General features: G+C 73.0%; 15 protein-coding genes and 1 riboswitch. Of the genes, 4 read left to right on the plus strand and 11 right to left on the minus strand.

What is annotated here, in order from left to right:
• Positions 1-109: 109 nt before the first annotated feature.
• Positions 110-1,147: a LacI family DNA-binding transcriptional regulator gene (locus OHB09_RS08540; protein WP_006143640.1), complete on the plus strand. Its 1,038-nt coding sequence runs from the start codon at positions 110-112 to the stop codon at positions 1,145-1,147.
• 205 nt (positions 1,148-1,352) lie between these two features.
• Positions 1,353-2,303, plus strand: a complete 951-nt coding sequence (locus tag OHB09_RS08545) for an alpha/beta hydrolase (protein ID WP_328729540.1) — start codon at positions 1,353-1,355, stop codon at positions 2,301-2,303.
• On the opposite strand, the gene OHB09_RS08550 is transcribed toward OHB09_RS08545, so the two are convergent.
• The 6 genes from OHB09_RS08550 to OHB09_RS08575 all read right to left on the minus strand — a co-directional run bounded on the left by OHB09_RS08550 (position 2,272) and on the right by OHB09_RS08575 (position 9,391).
• Positions 2,272-3,417 (minus strand): PucR family transcriptional regulator, encoded by a 1,146-nt coding sequence (locus OHB09_RS08550; protein ID WP_328921794.1) that lies wholly within the window; start codon positions 3,415-3,417, stop codon positions 2,272-2,274. The two genes, OHB09_RS08545 and OHB09_RS08550, sit on opposite strands and share 32 nt — an antisense overlap.
• Positions 3,418-3,673: 256 nt before the next feature.
• A complete protein-coding gene (locus OHB09_RS08555) occupies positions 3,674-4,843 on the minus strand; it encodes a hypothetical protein (protein WP_328922997.1) in 1,170 nt (389 codons plus the stop codon).
• Between the two features lie 188 nt (positions 4,844-5,031).
• On the minus strand, positions 5,032-6,063 hold the full coding sequence (locus OHB09_RS08560; protein WP_328921795.1) for a C40 family peptidase: 1,032 nt from the start codon (positions 6,061-6,063) through the stop codon (positions 5,032-5,034).
• Between the two features lie 282 nt (positions 6,064-6,345).
• A complete protein-coding gene (locus OHB09_RS08565; protein ID WP_040896881.1) occupies positions 6,346-7,386 on the minus strand; it encodes a C40 family peptidase in 1,041 nt (346 codons plus the stop codon).
• A 351-nt stretch (positions 7,387-7,737) separates the two neighbouring features.
• Positions 7,738-9,087 carry an NYN domain-containing protein gene (locus OHB09_RS08570; protein WP_006143646.1) on the minus strand — a complete coding sequence of 450 codons (1,350 nt, stop codon included), beginning with the start codon at positions 9,085-9,087 and terminating at the stop codon, positions 7,738-7,740.
• Between the two features lie 64 nt (positions 9,088-9,151).
• Complete coding sequence (locus tag OHB09_RS08575; protein WP_006143647.1) at positions 9,152-9,391, minus strand: hypothetical protein; 240 nt, start codon at positions 9,389-9,391, stop codon at positions 9,152-9,154.
• 155 nt (positions 9,392-9,546) lie between these two features.
• Between OHB09_RS08575 and OHB09_RS08580 the strand changes: the two genes are divergently transcribed.
• Positions 9,547-10,278, plus strand: a complete 732-nt coding sequence (locus OHB09_RS08580) for a rhomboid family intramembrane serine protease (protein WP_328919051.1) — start codon at positions 9,547-9,549, stop codon at positions 10,276-10,278.
• A complete protein-coding gene (locus OHB09_RS08585; protein WP_006143649.1) occupies positions 10,275-10,556 on the plus strand; it encodes an Lrp/AsnC family transcriptional regulator in 282 nt (93 codons plus the stop codon). The genes OHB09_RS08580 and OHB09_RS08585 overlap by 4 nt, the downstream gene beginning before the upstream one ends.
• 34 nt (positions 10,557-10,590) lie before the next feature.
• Here OHB09_RS08585 and OHB09_RS08590 read toward each other — a convergent pair whose 3' ends face one another.
• From OHB09_RS08590 to qcrC, 5 genes are all read right to left on the minus strand, one after another.
• On the minus strand, positions 10,591-11,976 hold the full coding sequence (locus OHB09_RS08590) for an aminotransferase class V-fold PLP-dependent enzyme (protein WP_328921796.1): 1,386 nt from the start codon (positions 11,974-11,976) through the stop codon (positions 10,591-10,593).
• 203 nt (positions 11,977-12,179) lie between these two features.
• Positions 12,180-12,295, minus strand: a riboswitch (SAM riboswitch).
• 88 nt (positions 12,296-12,383) lie between these two features.
• A complete protein-coding gene (gene trpD, locus OHB09_RS08595) occupies positions 12,384-13,451 on the minus strand; it encodes an anthranilate phosphoribosyltransferase (protein WP_328921797.1) in 1,068 nt (355 codons plus the stop codon).
• A gap of 152 nt (positions 13,452-13,603) precedes the next feature.
• Positions 13,604-15,244, minus strand: a complete 1,641-nt coding sequence (gene qcrB, locus OHB09_RS08600) for a cytochrome bc1 complex cytochrome b subunit (RefSeq protein ID WP_006143652.1) — start codon at positions 15,242-15,244, stop codon at positions 13,604-13,606.
• Positions 15,241-16,308, minus strand: a complete 1,068-nt coding sequence (qcrA, locus tag OHB09_RS08605; RefSeq protein ID WP_006143653.1) for a cytochrome bc1 complex Rieske iron-sulfur subunit — start codon at positions 16,306-16,308, stop codon at positions 15,241-15,243. Before qcrA ends, qcrB begins: the two co-directional genes overlap by 4 nt.
• Positions 16,305-17,117 carry a cytochrome bc1 complex diheme cytochrome c subunit gene (qcrC, locus tag OHB09_RS08610; protein ID WP_006143654.1) on the minus strand — a complete coding sequence of 271 codons (813 nt, stop codon included), beginning with the start codon at positions 17,115-17,117 and terminating at the stop codon, positions 16,305-16,307. Before qcrC ends, qcrA begins: the two co-directional genes overlap by 4 nt.
• Positions 17,118-17,166: the final 49 nt, after the last annotated feature.

Below are 17,166 nucleotides of genomic sequence, written 5' to 3' on the forward strand. Positions count from 1 at the left end.
TTCGATTGAGCTACCGAAATTCGCTGTTGCCGGGACATTAGGCGAGTGTTTCCGCGCGGTCAACGGGGGTGTGCGGCCGCGACCGAACCGTTACCGGCCCCGTTGCCTTATGCTGCTGCCCATGCGCGTGACAGACGAGGACAACACGACCGGCAGGGTGACCCTCGCGGAGGTGGCCACACAGGCCGGTGTGTCCCTTTCGACGGTTTCGAAAGTCCTCAACGGACGGTCGGACGTGTCGGCGGCCACCCGGACCCGTGTCGAGCAACTCCTGGAGAACCACGGGTACCGGCGCCGGGCGGCGACGTCCTCCCACGCGCCGCTCATCGAGCTCGTCTTCCCCGAGCTGGAGAGCGTCTGGGCGATGGAGCTGATCCGCGGCGTGGAGAACGTGGCGAAGCAGCACAAGGCCAGCGTCGTGCTGAGCGAGAGCGGCGACCGGCACGCGCCCGGACGCGAGTGGATCGAGGGCGTGCTGCAGCGCCGCCCGCTCGGCGTGGTGCTGGTCTTCTCCTCGCTGCCCGACAAGGTCAAGCGCCAACTGCGCTCCCGTGCCGTGCCGTTCGTCATCATCGACCCGGCCGGGGACCCCGAGGCCGACGTGCCCTCGGTGGGCTCGGCCAACTGGGCCGGCGGCATGGCCGCCACCCGGCACCTGACCGAACTCGGCCACCGGCGCATCGCCATCATCACCGGCCCCACCGACATGATGTGCTCGCTCGCCCGGCTGGACGGCTTCCGCTCCGCGATGACGATGGCGGGCCTGGAGACCGACGAACGTCTGGTGCGCTACGGCGACTTCCACGTCCAGGGCGGCTTCGAGCAGGCCATGGACCTGCTGACCCTGCCCGACCGCCCCACCGCGATCTTCGCGGGCAGCGACCTCCAGGCGCTGGGCGTCCTGGAGGCGGCGCGCCGGCAGGGCCTGAGCGTGCCGGAGGACCTCTCGGTGGTGGGCTACGACGACGTGCCCCTCGCCCAGTGGTCGAGCCCGCCGCTGACCACCGTGCACCAGCCGCTGCGGCAGATGGCCGAGGAGGCGGCGCGCATGCTCCTCCAGCCCGCCGAGGCCGACCGCCCCGCCCTGCGGATGGAACTGGCGACGCGCCTGGTCGTCCGCCAGAGCAGCGCGACGCCCTCCGCGTAGGGGTACGCGGGGCGCCGTCGGGGGCGCGCGGAACCGCGCGACCGGCCACCGCGCGCCCGCACCCGCCGACGCACGCGCACCCCGGGCGCTCCCGCGCGCCACCACCCCGGCTCCGCCGCGACCCGCGCACCCGTCGGACAGCCACCCCCCGCCCCCCGACGCCTGTCGGCTGCCCCCGCCGCGCGAGCGGTGTCACCGTGTCCCCATGACGCACCCCCACCCCGGCCCCCACCCCCTCGACCCCGAGCTCGCCGCCGCGCTGGCGATGATGCCGCCCGTCGACATCTCCGACCTCGCGGCCGCCCGCGCCGCCCAGAAGGCCGAGACCTTCCTCCGCGTCACCGACACGGACACCACCGGTGTGACGGTGATGGACGTGCAGCAGGCCGGCGTCTCCCTGCGCGTCTACCGCCCGGAGGGCGCCACCCACCCCCTGCCCGCCGTGTTCCGCATCCACGGCGGCGGCTTCGTCCTCGGCAGCCCCGACGTCGACCACGAGGCCAACCTCCGCCTGTGCCGCGAACTGCCGTGCGTGGTCGTCTCCCCCGGCTACCGGCTCGCCCCGGAACACCCCTACCCGACCGGCCTGGAGGACTGCTACGCCGCCCTGTGCTGGACCGGGGAGAACGCGGTCGGACTCGGCATCCGGGCCGACCGCCTCGCCGTGGCCGGCGACAGCGCCGGCGCCTGTCTCGCGACGGCCGTCGCGATGCTGGCCCGGGACCGCGGCGGCCCGGAGCTCCGGCTGCAGTACCTGGACAGCCCGGCGCTCGACGACCGGCTGTCCACCCTCAGCGCCCGCCGCTTCACCGACACCCCGGTCTGGAACCGCCGCAACGCCCGGCTGAGCTGGACCGCCTACCTCGGCGAGGGCGTCCCCGGCTCGGCCGGTGTGCCGGTCACCGCCGCGCCCTCCCGGGCCGGCACCACCGACCTCGCCGGGCTGCCCCCGGCGCACGTGGTCGTCATGGCCTACGACCCGCTGCGCGACGAGGGCGTCGACTACGCCCGCGCGCTGCTGGACGCCGGGGTGGCCGCCGAACTGCACCTGTTCCCGGGCACGTTCCACGGCGCCGCGATGGTGCGGCACGCCGCGGTGGCACAGCGGATGACCGCGGAGGAGCTCACGGTGCTGCGCCGCGCCCTGGCGTGGTGAGCGCTTCACCCTCCTCCGCCCCGGCCAGCCGCCAGGCGTACAGCGCGAGCCGGGCCCGGAACCGGTCGCCGCAGTCGCGCAGCCGCCAGCCGGTGGCGGCCTCGACCCGCTCCAGCCGGGTCGCCACCGAGCTGTGGTGGAGGTGGAGTTCGGCGGCGGCCTGACGCAGCGAGCCGGTGCGGCAGAACGCGGACAGCGCCTCGATCCCCGCCGCGCCGCCCTCGCGTGCGGCGACCGCCGCGAGGAGCGCCACGTCGGGCAGCTCCCGCAGCCGGGCCGCCGGCAGCTCGGCCAGGACCGCGGCGGTGCCCAGTTCCTCGTGGTCCGCGACGGCCTCGGCCGGCACCCCGGGCACCGCGAACCGGAGGGCCACCACGGCCTGCTGCCAGGACTCCGCCGCCCGCAGGGCCCCGACGGCGCCGCCCACCCCGACCCGCGCGGTCCCGCGCAGCACCTCCCGCAGCTCCCCGGCCGGCGAGTCACCGCCGCCCGCGGCGGGCGGGGCGCCGGGCACCCGGGCCCGTTGCAGGAGCACGACCCCGTGCCCGCCGAGCCGGGCGGCGCGCACGGTGCCGGGCGCCCCGCCCCGGGCCAGCAGGGCCGGGGCGAGCGCCTCCGGTTCGCCGGGCGCGGCGACGACGACGGCGCGCAGCGGTGCCAGCGGGGCGAAGCCGAGCAGCCGCAGCGCCCGGGTGCGGTCGGCGACGGTCTCGCGGCCGGAGAGCACCACCTCGAGCAGTCCCGGATCGGCGGCGGGCGAGGGCTGCGCGAGGGTGCGGGCGGCGACGGCCAGCCATTCCAGGACCAGGTCGTCGAAGGGGCCCGGGGGTCCCGGCCGTTCCAGCCAGACCCGGCCCGCCGTGCCGAGGTCGGCGGCGCCCGACATCCGTCCGGGGCGGCCCGCCAGGGCGGTGCCGTCCGGTCCCGCGCGCAGCACGCGGCCGTCGGCCAGTTCCCATCCGGCCGGGCACTCGGCCAGGGCCGCGGTGGACCGCAGCAGGGCCGCCGGGTCGACGCGGTCGGCGGCGAGCAGCGCCTGGAAGTGCGCGATCACCCGTACCGCGGCGGTCGCGTCGGCGTCGAGCGAGGACAGCCGCAGCAGCAAACCCTTCACAGCCGCAAGTTTAGGAAACTTCCCCGAAACGAGCACCCCCTCGGAGGCCGGCCGGACGCTTCCCCCGGAAACATGTCCGAAAGGCGCCCGGCGCACGGACCACCCCGTGCCTCTCGGCCGATTCCGGATTCCCGGCCTCGCGCCGGTCGGCCGTCGTCAGGGGCGGTGAGGCACACCGCAGGACACCTCCGGACAGACCGAAACTTTCGGTTCGCAATCACGCCGGAGCGAGCCCTCTGCCCCACCCCGGAGGCGCTCAGCCCAGCCGGTCGCGGAGGGAGGCCCGCCAGTCCCGGGTGAACGTGGCGAGGTCGGTGTGCAGGACGTCCCGCAGCGCGTCCTCGACCGCGCCCGCCCGCGTGCCGTGGGCGCCCACCGCCCGGTAGAACGCGCGCAGCCGCTCCTCGCCCCACCGTTCGGCGATCATCCGGCAGGCCAGCCAGCCGCCCTCGTAGGCCCGCGCCAGCCGCTCCGCGTTCTGCCCGAACCCGAAGTCCGCGTCGGCGGGCAGCGCGGCCGGCACCCGGCCCGCGGCCACCTCCTCGCGCAGCTCGGGCGCCACCTCCGCCGCCGTGCGGTCGCTGCCGCGGTAGCCGACGAAGTCCGCGTAGCCCTCCGAGAGCCACAGCGGGGTGGCGGCGGTGGTGTGGGCGCGGGTGGCGACGTGGGTGGTCTCGTGGGTGAGCACGACCTGCCGGCCGAAGTCGCCGAGGAGGCCGTAGGCGTCGGGGTTGACGATGACCCGGTCGGCGGGAGCCGCCCCCGCGCCGCCCGCCTCGCCGGTGGTGACGGCCGCGATGCCCCGGTAGTCGCCGTCCGTGGAGCCGAGCAGCCCGGCCATCCCCTTCACCGAGCGGGGCACGTAGACCACGACCCGCCCCGCCCAGCCGGTGCCCCAGGCCCGGGAGACGGCCGGCACGGCCTCGTCGGCGAGCCGGGCGTAGGCCCGCAGCCCCGCCGTCGACTGGCCCACGCCGAGGACCAGGCTGCGCCGGCCCTTCACGGCGCGCACCGGGCCCTGTTCCCAGAGCTGCTGCCCCGACTTCCGCGCGGGCTCGTCGGAGGCCACGTACCAGTGCCGGCCGCGGTGCACCAGGCGCAGCTCCCGCCCGGAGGTGACCGGCGCGCGGTCCTGCCCGCGCACCCGGTAGCGCAGCTCGGCCCCGGCGGTGGCGTGCTCCCCGGTGCGGCGGAAGGAGGTGATGCGGTAGGACCAGGAGGCCAGCGGAACGTTTCTGAGGTTGGCGAACTCGGCGGCGCCGGTGGCGAGCTGCTTGCGGGGGTCGGCGGTCGGCGACTCGGTGCCGAGGAACGCCTCGCGGTCCCGTTCCAGCACGGCCCCGGCCCTGCGGTCCAGCATGCGCTGGGCGTCCCCGCGTCCGGAGTCCCCCACCACCGCGCTCCCGCACCCCGCGAGCGCCCCCATCACGAGGAGGCACCCCAGTACCCGTCCGAACCCAGCCACGGGACGATCGTACGTGCCCCGCACCCACCGGCGGACGAGGGCTTTCCCCGCCGGAAGACGCACCGGAGGGCACTCACGGCACCCGGGGCCCCCTGGACGGCGCCCGGGGCACCATCGGATCGGGGCACCCGGAGCGGGTGCCCCCGTCCTCACGGCCGGGTGACGGCGGAGACCGGCATCATCCCGACGGGGTCGTACCGCACCACGGCCCCCGGGTACGGCGCGTGGATCACCTGCCCGCCCCCCACGTACATCGCCACGTGGCTCGCGTCGGAGCGGTACAGCACGAGGTCTCCGGGCCGCGCCTCGGACAACGGGACCTGCCGCCCCGCGTACCGCTGCTCCTGCGAGGTCCGCGGCAGCCCCACCCCGGCCTGCGCGTACGCCCACTGCATGAGCCCCGAGCAGTCGAACCCGTTGGGGCCGGTGGCTCCCCACACGTACGGCCGGCCGAGCGCGGACCGTGCCGCCGCCACCGCCGCGGCCGCCCGTGCGCCGATCGCGGCCTCGTCGCCGGGAGCGGTGGACGTCCCGGGCAGCGGGGCCGTCGGGCGGCCGGCGGAACGGGACGCCCGCGCGTAGGCGGCCCGCTCCCCGGCGGGCAGGGCGTTCAGCACCTGCCGGGCCCGCGCGAGCTTGCGTTCCACCGCGTGCTTGTGGCGGGCCACCGCCTTGCGGCTCTCCTCCAGTTCGGCGAGCTTGCCCCCGGCCTCGGTGCGCTGCTGGTCCAGTTCCCGCAGCGCCGACCGCAGTTGCCTGAGCCGGGTGGCCTGGCCCTCGCCGACGCGGTCGAGGGCGGCGGCCCGGTCGAGGTAGTTCTCGGGGTCGGAGGAGAGCAGCAGGGCGAGCGAGGGATCGATCCCGCCGGAGCGGTACTGGGCGCCCGCGAGCGAACCGAGGCTCTCCCGCAGGGTGTTGACCCGCTCCTGGGTGCGGGCGATCCGGTCCCGCGCGCGGTGGACCTCACCGCGCAGGGTGTCGGCGCGCTCGTCGGCCTCGTTGTACGCCTCGGTGGCGCGCTCGGCCTCCTGGTACAGCCGGTCCACCTCCGCGCGGCCCTCGCGCGGCGCGGCACCGGCCGGTACGGCGCCCAGTGCCGCGGCCGCGGCGGACAGCACGGCGAGCGTGGCGCCACGCCCCCGGCCGAGTCCGTGTGGTGCAGGACGCTGATGGGACCCCACGACCGGCGCACTCCCTTCCGCTGACGAACCCCCGTCCACGGGGGCACGGCGGCAGACAGTAGCCGGGTCGGTCACCGTCCGGCTACGGGCAGTGACCGGCGGACAGCGGTGCGCCCCGCCGCTGACGCAGGTCACCGGCGGGGCGCGGGGTCAGCGCGGGGTGCGGGAATTCGCCCGTTCGGGCGGCATGAGGGGCGGATGGGGAGGCGGTGGCCGGCGGGCCCGGCACCCGGGATGCGGGTGCCGGTGCGCGTGCCGCCCCGGACACGGAGTCCGGGGTCCTCAGACGCGGACGCCGAACATGAAGGGGCCGCCGATCGTGCTCATCGACTCGTAGCGGACGACCGTGCCGGTCCGGGGCGCGTGCAGGACCTGGCCGTTGCCGGCGTAGAGGCCCACGTGGTGGAGGTCGCTGAAGAAGAACACCAGGTCGCCGACCTGGAGGTCGCTCTGCGAGCCGATGCGGGTGCCGATGTTCGCCTGCGCCTGGGAGGTGCGCGGGATGGAGACGCCGGCCTGGGCGTAGGCCCAGGAGGTCAGGCCCGAGCAGTCGAAGGAGGAGGGGCCGGTGGCGCCGTAGACGTACGGCGAGCCGATCTTGCTCTGGGCGGCGGCGAAGGCGGCGGCCGCGCGCCCGGAGGCGGGGGTGGAGTTGCCGAGGTCGACACGCGACTCGGAGGAGCGGCTGGAGCGCGTCTGCTCGTCCTTGAGCTCCTGCCGCTCCTTGGCCGTCAGGCTGTTGAGCAGCCGCTGCGCCTCGGCGAGCTTGCCCTGGACCTCTTTCTTCTTCTTGCCGAGCTCGGTGCGGGTGTCGGCGAGGTCCTTGAGCTTGTCGGAGGCTTCCTTGCGCTCCTGGGCCAGTTCGCGCTGCTTCTCCTGGATCTTCTTCAGCGCGTCGACCTGCTGGCCGCTGAGCTGGTCCAGGGTGGCGGCCTTGTCCAGGTAGTCGTCCGGGTCGGCGGAGAGGAAGAGCTGCACGGAGGGGTCGATGCTGCCGGTGCGGTACTGGGCGCTGGCCATCGTGCCGATGCCCTCGCGCAGTTCGTTGAGGTCGGCCTGGCCGCGGGCGACCTTGTCCTGCAGGGTGCTGATCTGCTTCTGCAGCTTCTCCTGCTTCTCCTTGGCCCCGTTGTACTTCTCGGTGGCCTGCTCGGCCTGCTCGTAGAGCTTGTCGACCTTCGCCTTGACCTCGCTCTTGCTGGGCTTCTCGCTCGGCGCGGCGTTGGCGGCCTGCGCGCTCAGGGCGACGGCGGCGGCCGCGACGGTGGTGAGCGCGGTCACCCGCGTGCGGCTCGGCTGCTTGGGTCGACGGTGGGACGCCACGGAGGCGAGCTCCTTCTTCCTCCAGCCGCCTACCGACACACCGGTGGGCGGTGCCCCTCCACCGTCACTTCCCATAAGTGATCAACCGAGTGGAGGTTGGGGCTGACCCTAGTGACCCTCTTGTGATCAGTTCAAATCCTCATCAGAAAAAACACGGCTCTCGCGGGCATATTTTGCACACAACACACAACCAGTGACCCAGTGTTGACGCTACGTTGCGTGACGAGGCGGTCAATTGGGGCATGCGGCGCGGATGTTGCGGTTGGCGCGTACGGCCCGCTTCGGGCACGGCCTCCAACGGCCGAGCCCCACGGAAGTACCGGGAAAGGGCCGGCGGAACGGGGGAAAGGGTCAGCCGCGCGAGAAACGCTTCAGGAGCACCGCGGAGGCGACCGGACGGGCTCCGGCCCGTGCCACCCCGTCGGCGACCTCGCGGTCCGTGGAGACGACGATCACGGGCCGTCCCGGGGGCTCCGCGCGCACCAGCCGGCGGATCAACTCGTCCGCGGTCACGCCCGGCTTGGAGAACAGCACCCGCACCCCGCGCGGCGGCGCGAGCAGCACGGGGGCGGCGAGTTCGGCGCCGTCGAAGACGCACGTGGTCTCGGCCCCGGTCTGCGCGGCGAGCTGGGCGAGCTGCCCGAGCAGCCGCAGCCGCTGCTTCTCCAGCGGCATCTGCGGATAGCCGGTCTTGGTGACGTTGTAGCCGTCGACGACGAGGTGCGCCTGCGGCAGCGCGAGCAACTGGTCGACGATGGCCGGATCGTCCTCGGACAGCGCCCGGTTGGCGATGTCCTTCGGGGTCATCCGGCCCGGTTCCACGGCGTCCACGGTCTCGGCGGGCCGCACGGACACCGGCGGCAGCGCCAGCTCCCTGCGCAGCCCCTGCGAGGCCTCCAGGACCGTGTCGAGGAGCAGCCGGATCCGCATGTCCTCGACGCTGCGGCCCTCGCGGGCGGCCTTGCGGCTCGCCTCCAGGGCGGCCTCGGACTCCCCGAGCCGCGCCTTGAGCCGCCGGGACTCGCTCTCGGCGGCGGACAGCCGGACCTGTGCCTCCGCGCGTTCGGCCTCCCGCTCGGCCCGCGCCTTGCGCAGCGCCGCCTCGCCCCGCTTGACGTCGCTGAGGGCGGCCCGCAGCTTGCGGTGCAGCGACTCGGACTCCTTCTTGGCCGTCTCCAGCTCGCCGCGCAGCCGCTCGGTCTCCGTGCGGACCTGGCCGCGGGCGGCGGCCAGCTCGGCGCGCAGCCGCTCCAGCTCGGCACGGCTCTCCTCACCGGCCCGCTCGGCGTCCGCCCGCTGGGCCTCCTCGCCGGCCGCGGTCACGAGCTTGACCCAGCCGGCCGGGCGCAGCACGTAGGCCGCGGCCGCCACGTCCAGCGGATCGGCGGCCGGGGGCGGGGAGCCCGCGTCGAGGGCACCGGTCAGCTCGGGCTGGGCCTCCCTGAGCTTCTCGGCGATGCGCTGGCGGAACAGCGGGTCGGCCTCCACCGCGGCCGCCATCGCGTTCCCCGCGAACTTGGCCCGCCGGGTGGGCGTGAACCGCGCGTACTGCCGGAGCTGGGTGGGCAGCTCGGCCACGGTCAGCCCGCCGAAGCCGTCGGAGACGATCCCCACCACGCGTCTGCGGACGCCGTCGGGCAGCGGACGGTCGAGCACCTCGGCGGCGCCGTCGCCCGGCTCCCCGCCTTGTGTCTGAGCCATCCGTCACCCCTATGCCTGTACGGGAGCCCCGCAGCGGGCTCCCTGCGGCGGGTACCCGCTCCGCTCAGGAGCCGGCGCCCGGCCTGTCCACGAGTTCCACCTGATCCACGGCGTTGCACCACCGGCAGCGCACCGACTCGATGGTCTCACTGACCACCTCCCGCTCCTCCACCTTCGGCGTGCCGGACAGGTCCAGGTGGACGTACTCGACCGTCTTGGACGAGCGGGTCACGTCGAAGCGCGTGAGGTTGCCGCACAGGGTGCAGCGCCACCGGGTCGTGTCGGTCGGCAGGGGAACCGTCATCGTGGCTGCTCTTCCTTCTTCCGGTCTCCGTGATGCCCCAGTTTCCCTGGTGCGTGTGGGTCGTAACCCTACGGCCTGCGCGGGATCCGCCGCCGACGTGTCCACAGCGGCGGGGCACTCCGCACCGGTCCGCCCGGTACGTCATGCTTTTTCACATGATCCGCGACAGGGCCGCGTCGGCCGTACGGGCGCTGCGCCGGCAGCCGGCACCGGTGACGTACGGCCTGATCGCCGTGTGCTTCGTGCTCTTCCTGCTGAGCCCCGCCTCGGGGTTCGACCCGGCGTACGGCACCGGGGACAGGCTGCTGCTGGCCCAGCAGACCTACTTCGCCCGCTGGGGGGTGATCCCCGTCGAACTGTTCGGGGGCTCCGCCCGCGCCGCCCTCTCCCCGGTCACCGCCCTGTTCGTGCACGGCACCTGGGTGCACCTGCTGGGCAACATGCTGTTCCTCCACGTCTTCGGCCCGATGGTCGAGGAACGGCTCGGGCACGTGGAGTTCGCCCTGTTCCACCTGGGCTGCGGCGCCCTGGCGCTGCTCGGCTACGCGGCGGCGCGGGCCGACTCGGCGCAGAGCCTGGTGGGCGCCTCGGGGGCGATCTCCGCCGTCCTCGGGGCGTTCCTGTTCCTGTTCCCCCGGGCGCGGGTGACCAGCATCTTCCCGTTCCTGTTCTTCCTGCCGCTGCGCTTCCCCGCCTGGGTGGTGCTGCCGTTCTGGGCGGTCCTGCAGTGGGTGGCGGCGGGCCGGGAGGGCGAGGGCCCGGGCGTGGCCTACCTGGCGCACGTGGTGGGGTTCGCGCTCGGCCTCGGGTACGCGTGGGTGCGCCACGGCCCGATGGCTACAGTGAGGGGCACAAGCCCGGCCGCCGAGGGAGAGAACCAGCCGTGATCACCGCGATCGTGCTCATCAAGACCAGCGTGGACCGGATCCCCGAGATCGCCGAGTCGATCGCCGCGCTGGAGTCCGTCAGCGAGGTGTTCTCCGTGACGGGGACGTACGACCTGATCGCGATGGTCCGGGTCGGGGCGCACGACGAGCTCGCGGACGTCATCCCGGGCCGCATCAGCAAGATCCCCGGCGTCGAGGGCACCGACACGCACGTCGCCTTCCGTACGTACTCGCAGCACGATCTGGAGGCGGCGTTCTCCATCGGGCTGGAGTCGTAGGGACTCCAGCCCTCCGGGGCGGCGGGGCGGCCGGTCAGACGGCGGGGACGCAGCGGCCGTCCCGCGTGCGGTACTCCCACTTCGCGCCCTCGGACACCAGCTCCCGCACCGCGCGCACGAAGCGGTCGACGTGCTCGTCGGGAGTGCCCGCGCCGAAGCTCACCCGGATCGCGTTGAGGGACTTCTCGCCCGGCGCGGCCTCCGGCGCCCCGCACTCGCCCTGGGACTCCGGGTCGCCGCCGAGCAGCGTGCGCACCAGCGGGTGGGCGCAGAACAGCCCGTCGCGGACGCCGATGCCGTACTCGGCGGAGAGCGCGGCGGCGAAGTGCGAGCTGTTCCAGCCCTCGACGACGAAGGAGAGCACGCCCACGCGGGGGGCGTCCTCACCGAACAGGGAGAGGACGCGCACCTCGGGCACGTCGGCGAGGCCCGCACGGACCCGGTCGATCAGGTGGTTCTCCCGGGTGACCAGGGTGTCCCAGCCGGCCTCGGTGAGCGCCTTGCAGGCGGAGGCGAGGGCGTGCACACCGATCACGTTGGGCGAGCCGGCCTCGTGGCGGGCGGCTCCCTCGTGCCATTCCACGTCGACGCCGCCGTCGGCGCGCCTGGCGACCCTGCGGCTGGCGCCGCCGCCCGCGAGGTAGGGCTCGGCGGCGGTCAGCCAGTCGGCGCGGCCGGCCAGGACGCCCGAGCCGAAGGGGGCGTAGAGCTTGTGCCCGGAGAAGGCGACCCAGTCGACGCCCAGGTCCTGCACGGAGACGGGGTGGTGCGGGGCGAGCTGGGCGGCGTCCAGGACGATGCGGGCACCGTGCGCGTGCGCGGCCGCCGCCAGCCCGCGCACGGGCCACAGCTCTCCGGTGACGTTGGAGGCGCCGGTGACGCAGACCAGGGCCGGGGCATCGGTGTCGCGGGCGGCGAGGGCGCGCTCCAGGGTGTCGACGGCCTCGTAGGGGGTGCGGGGGGCGTCCAGGAAGGTCACGCGCGCCCCGCGCCAGGGCAGCAGCGCGGCGTGGTGCTCGGTCTCGAAGACGAACACCTCGCAGCCGGCGGGCAGCGCGGCGGCCAGCAGGTTGAGGGAGTCGGTCGTGGACCGGGTGAAGACGACCTGGTCCTCGGCCCGACAGTCGAGGAACTCCGCGACGGTCAGGCGGGCGTTCTCGAACAGGTCGGTGGAGAGCTGGGAGAGGTAGCCGGCGCCGCGGTGGACGCTGCCGTAGTAGGGGGCGTACGCGGCGACGTCGTCCCAGACCCGCTGGAGGGCGGGGGCGCTGGCGGCGTAGTCGAGGGCGGCGTAGGTGACCTCGCCGCCGGTCACGAGGGGCACGGTGACGTCGCGGCCGAGGACGGGCAGGGGGGCGGGGACGCCTGCCGGGGCGGCGGCGGGGGAGGTGGCGGCGGGCGTGGCGGTGGTGACGGACATGGGTGAACTCCCGTGGAAGCAGCCGGGATCACCACGCGGGCAGGGGCGGCCGAGGGCCGGCGCCGGCGCGTGGGTGAACGCGGGGGTGAAGGTGAGAGGGGTGTGCGGAGGCGGGGCTCTGCGGCCCTATCGCATTCGCTTGCTCACGGGAGACTCCTCGAGACCAGGACCCCTGGCCCCACACGTGCCACACGTGTGCGAGGGGTCCGCGCTTGCCGCGCGCCTTGTGGGCGCGGCCTGGTCTTCACCCGGGGCACCCCGCCACGGACGGAGGGTTGCCGGACAGTCGGCCGGGGCCTCATGACTGTCACTCATGACCTGGCGACGACGCTACGGGACCGCCGCCCGCCCCCGCAACCCGGTGTCCCACATCCCGGGACACCCGCGCCGCGGGGGCGAAGCCGTACCTACTCGCGGCGCGTGGCCCGTACCCAGCGGTCGAGGACGTCCCGTGCCGCGCCGCTGTCGATGGACTCGGCCGCGCGGTCCATGCCCTCGCGGATCCGGTCCTCCAGCGGGCCCTCCTCGCCGCGCAGCGCCACCAGCGCCGCCGCCGAGTTCAGCAGCACCGCGTCCCGGACCGGCCCCCGCTCCCCGTCGAGCAGCCGCCGGGCGACGTCGGCGTTGTAGGAGGGGTCCCCGCCCCGCAGCGCCTCCACCGGCACCAGCGGGATGCCCACCGACCGCGGGTCGAAGGCCTCCTCGGTCACCGTGCCGTCCCGTACCACCCACACCCGTGACGTGGCCGTGGTCGTCAGCTCGTCGAGTCCGTCGTCGCCGCGGAAGACCAGTGAGGAGTTGCCGCGCTCGGCGAAGACGCCGGCGATGATCGGCGCGATCCGCGCGTCGGCCACGCCGATCGCCTGGGCCCGTACCTTCGCGGGGTTGGTCAGCGGCCCGAGGAAGTTGAACGTCGTGCGGATGCCGAGTTGTCCGCGCGCCGCGGCCACGTGCCGCAGCGCCGGGTGGAACCTGGCCGCGAAGCAGAAGGTGATGCCGGCCTCCTCGGCGACCTCCGCCACCCGTCGCGGGGTGAGGTTGAGGTCGACGCCGAGCTTCTCCAGGACGTCCGAGGCCCCGGAGGCCGAGGAGGCGGCCCGGTTGCCGTGCTTGACGACCTTGGCGCCCGTTCCGGCGACGACGATCGCGGACATCGTGGAGATGTTGACGGTCTTCGCGCCGTCCCCGCCCGTGCCGACGATGTCGACGGTCTCCCCCGGCACGTCGATGACGTGCGCGTGCTCGTACATCGCGCGCACGAACCCGGTGATCTCCTGGACCGTCTCGCCCTTGGCGCGCAGTGCCACCGCGAAGCCGGCGATCTGGGCGTCGGTCGCCTCGCCGCGCATGATGAGGTTCATCGCCCAGGCGGTGTCGTCCGCCGACAGGTCGCGCCCGTCGAGCAGGCCGTTGAGGAGGGCGGGCCAGGAACGGCCCGCCGCGGTGTCGCCTCCAGCGGGGGTCACAGCAGTCATACGCCGCTCCTGGGTCGTTGCTGAGGGAAGTTCCGGCACGTCGGCGGGGCGTGCCCCGGCCGGACTCCACCCTATCCAGCCCCGGGCACGGGGAAGGGCCCCGTCCGATGCTCGGACGGGGCCCTTCCGCGTGGCGTGGCGACAGCGGGTGATCAGTGGTGGCCGTGGCCGCTGGTGATCTCCTTGTACTCCTCGACAGTGGGCTTGGGGACCTGGTTGTGCTCCCCGTAGTACGCCTTGCTGAGCTTGGCGCGCAGCTTCTGCGGAGCCTTGATCTTGCGCTCGACACCGTTCTCGTCGACCGTCGGGCCGAGCTCGAGCGGGCTGTACTGCTCGTGCGCGGTGAGGGTGTGGAGCTGCTCCTGGCTGAGCGGCTCGTGCACCTCGATGAACTCACCGTGCGGCAGGCGCTTGATGATGCCGGACTCGCGCCCGTGCAGCACCTTCTCCTTGTCCCGGCGCTGGAGGCCGAGGCAGATCCGCTTGGTGATGATGAACGCGAGCACCGGGGCGACGAAGAACGCGATCCGCACGAACCAGGTGATGGCGTTGATCGACAGGCTGAAGTGCGTGGCGAACAGGTCGTTGCCGCCGCCGATCAGCAGGACGAAGTACCACGTCATCCAGGCGACACCGAACGCGGTCCGGGTCGGGGCGTTGCGCGGGCGGTCCAGGATGTGGTGCTCGCGCTTGTCGCCGGTGACCCAGGACTCGATGAACGGGTAGACGGCGATGGCCACCAGGACCAGCGGGAAGATCATCAGCGGGATGAACACGCCCAGGACGAGCGTGTGGCCCCAGAAGTTGATCTCCCAGCCGGGCATGACACGGATCAGGCCCTCGGAGAAGCCCATGTACCAGTCGGGCTGGGCGCCTGTGGAGACCTGGTCCGGCCGGTAGGGGCCGATCGCCCAGATCGGGTTGATCTGCGCGATCGCGGCGACGACCGCGATGACACCGAAGACCAGGAAGAAGAAGCCTCCGGCCTTGGCCATGTACACCGGCAGCAGGGGCATGCCGACGACGTTGTTGTTCGTCTTGCCGGGACCCGCGTACTGCGTGTGCTTGTGGTAGAAGACCAGGATCAGGTGCGCCACCATCAGGCCGAGCATGATGCCCGGCAGCAGCAGGATGTGGATCGAGTAGAACCGGGCCACGAAGTCGCCGCCGGGGAACTCGCCGCCGAAGAGGAAGAACGACAGGTACGTGCCGACGATCGGCACGGACAGGATCGCGCCCTCCATGAAGCGGACACCGGTGCCGGAGAGCAGGTCGTCCGGGAGCGAGTAGCCGGTGAAGCCGGTGAACATGCCCAGGACGAACAGCAGGAAGCCGAACAGCCAGTTGACCTCGCGCGGCTTGCGGAAGGCGCCCGTGAAGAACACGCGCATCATGTGCACGAACATGCCGGCGAGGAAGATCAGCGCCGCCCAGTGGTGGATCTGCCGGATCAGCAGACCGCCGCGCACCTCGAAGGAGATGTGCAGGGTGGAGTTGAACGCCTCCGACATCATCTGGCCCTGCAACGGCACGTAACTGCCGTGGTACTGGACCTCGTTCATCGACGGGTGGAAGAACAGCGTCAGATAGACACCGGTCAGGATGATGATGATGAAGCTGTACATGCAGACTTCACCGAGCATGAACGACCAGTGGTCGGGGAAGATCTTCCGCATGTTGGCCTTGGCCAGGGAGTAGATCCCCAGGCGGCCGTCGGCCCAGTCGGCGACCCGCTCACCGGCGGGCGCCTTGCCGCGCCTGCGCGGCTCGTTGCTGGCTGATGCAGTACTCATCCGCGCTCCCAGAATGCAGGACCGACGGGCTCCGCGAAGTCGCCGAGCGCCTCGAGGTAACCGTCCTCGCTCACACCGATGCGCAGCTGCGGCAGGGCGTGACCGGCCGGACCGAAGATGACCCGGGCGCCGTCGGAGAGGTCGAAGGTGGACTGGTGGCACGGGCACAGGACGTGGTGCGTCTGCTGCTCGTACAGCGAGATCGGGCACCCGACGTGGGTGCAGATCTTGGAGTAGGCCACGATGCCCTCGTGGCTCCAGTCGAGCTCCTTCTTGTCCTTGATGTTCTCCGGCTGGAGCCGGACGATCATCAGGGCCGCCTTGGCGATCTCGGTCTGGAACTCCTCGTCGTGCTCCTCGAGCCCCTCGGGCTTGGCGAAGGTCAGCGAACCCACGGCCACGTCCGAGGGACGGATCGGCTCGTTGGTGTTCATGTTGACCAGCAGCTTGCCCTTGGCCCACGCCGTGTGGCGGAGCTTGGTGTGGGGCAGCGGACCGAGGTCGCGCAGCAGCATGACGCCGGACAGCGGCACCAGGGTGAGCGCGCCGAACATGGTGTTGCGGATCAGCTTGCGCCGGCCGAGCGCGGACTCCTTGGCGCCCTGCTTGAAGTCGGCGAGGACCTTCGAGCGGGTCTCCGGGGGAGCCTCGATCGGGTGACGCTCGTCGGCGATCTCCACGTCCGACATCAGCGTGCGGGCCCAGTGGACCGCGCCGGCGCCGATCGCGAACAGCGCCACGCCGAGGGTCAGGCCCAGCGCGAAGTTGAGCGCGCTGGTGTGCCCCACCGGGAAGACGTAGATCGACTTGTCCGGCGAGATGGCCACGTAGGACGCGATGAAGCCGATCGTGGCCAGCATCGAGAGCGTGAACAGCAGGGCCACCGTGCGCTCGGAGTGCTTGGCGGCCTTCTCGTCCACGTCCTGGCGACGGTGCTCGTGCGGCGGCAGACCGGGGTCCGCGAACGGGTTCTCCTCGTCCGCGACGGCCATGGCGCCGGCGGCCCCGTGCTCCTGGTCCCGCCCGGCGGGCAGCTTCTCTTCTGGAATGTCTTGGCTACTCATGACTTCTTGGCCTTTGCGGTCCGAGCGGCGACCCAGACGGCGACCGCGATCAGCGCGCCGAGTCCGAAGATCCAGGCGAACAGGCCCTCACTGACCGGGCCGAGCCCGCCGAGCTCGAGACCGCCGGGGTTGGTCGTTTCGTCGCCGTCGACTGCCTTCAGGTACGCGATGATGTCCTGCTTGTTCTGCGACGTCAGCGTGGTGTCCGGGAAGGACGGCATGTTCTGCGGGCCGGTCTGCATGGCCTCGTAGATGTGCTTGGGGTCGACACCCTCCAGGCTCGGCGCGAACTTGCCGTCCGTCAGCGCTCCGCCCTTGCCGGTGAAGTTGTGGCACTGCGAGCAGTTGGTGCGGAACAGCTCCCCGCCCTTGGCCGCGTCCGCGCCCTCCGGGCTGTACTCGTCCTTGGTCGGCTTGGCCGGACCGGCGCCGAGGGAGGCGATGTACGCGGCGAGCTGGTCGATCTGCGCCTGCGAGTAGATGTTCTTCTTCTTCTCGACCTGCGCCTGCTGCGAGGTGGAGGCCGGCATGCGGCCGGTGCCGACCTGGAAGTCGACCGCCGCGGCGCCCACGCCGACCAGGGAGGGACCGTCGGAGCTGCCCTTACCACCGGTGCCGTGGCAGCTGGCGCAGCCCACCTCGTAGAGCTTCTTGCCCTCCTCGATGGCGAGGGACTGGGCGGTGGAGTCGGCCTGTGCCTTGTCCGCGGGCGCGAACGCGGTGTACAGCCCCCCGGTGGCCGCCAGCGCGAAGAGTAGGACGACGATCGCCGCCAGCGGATGGCGTCGTCGTTCGGAGAGCTTTTTCACGGATTACCCCGGTGTCAGGATCTTCTGCGTCGATGCTTCGGAAGGGTCG

Source organism: Streptomyces griseoaurantiacus (assembly GCF_036189845.1).
Lineage (GTDB): Bacteria > Actinomycetota > Actinomycetes > Streptomycetales > Streptomycetaceae > Streptomyces > Streptomyces griseoaurantiacus.

Bases quoted from the DNA above. Each gene is read 5' to 3' on its own strand.
- OHB09_RS08540 (WP_006143640.1), top strand. From the start codon at position 110: ATGCTGCTGCCCATGCGCGTGACAGACGAGGACAACACGACCGGCAGG.
- OHB09_RS08545 (WP_328729540.1), top strand. From the start codon at position 1,353: ATGACGCACCCCCACCCCGGCCCCCACCCCCTCGACCCCGAGCTCGCC.
- OHB09_RS08555 (WP_328922997.1), bottom strand. From the start codon at position 4,843: ATGGGGGCGCTCGCGGGGTGCGGGAGCGCGGTGGTGGGGGACTCCGGA.
- OHB09_RS08570 (WP_006143646.1), bottom strand. From the start codon at position 9,087: ATGGCTCAGACACAAGGCGGGGAGCCGGGCGACGGCGCCGCCGAGGTG.
- OHB09_RS08575 (WP_006143647.1), bottom strand. From the start codon at position 9,391: ATGACGGTTCCCCTGCCGACCGACACGACCCGGTGGCGCTGCACCCTG.
- OHB09_RS08580 (WP_328919051.1), top strand. From the start codon at position 9,547: ATGATCCGCGACAGGGCCGCGTCGGCCGTACGGGCGCTGCGCCGGCAG.
- OHB09_RS08590 (WP_328921796.1), bottom strand. From the start codon at position 11,976: ATGTCCGTCACCACCGCCACGCCCGCCGCCACCTCCCCCGCCGCCGCC.
- trpD (WP_328921797.1), bottom strand. From the start codon at position 13,451: ATGACTGCTGTGACCCCCGCTGGAGGCGACACCGCGGCGGGCCGTTCC.
- qcrB (WP_006143652.1), bottom strand. From the start codon at position 15,244: ATGAGTACTGCATCAGCCAGCAACGAGCCGCGCAGGCGCGGCAAGGCG.
- qcrA (WP_006143653.1), bottom strand. From the start codon at position 16,308: ATGAGTAGCCAAGACATTCCAGAAGAGAAGCTGCCCGCCGGGCGGGAC.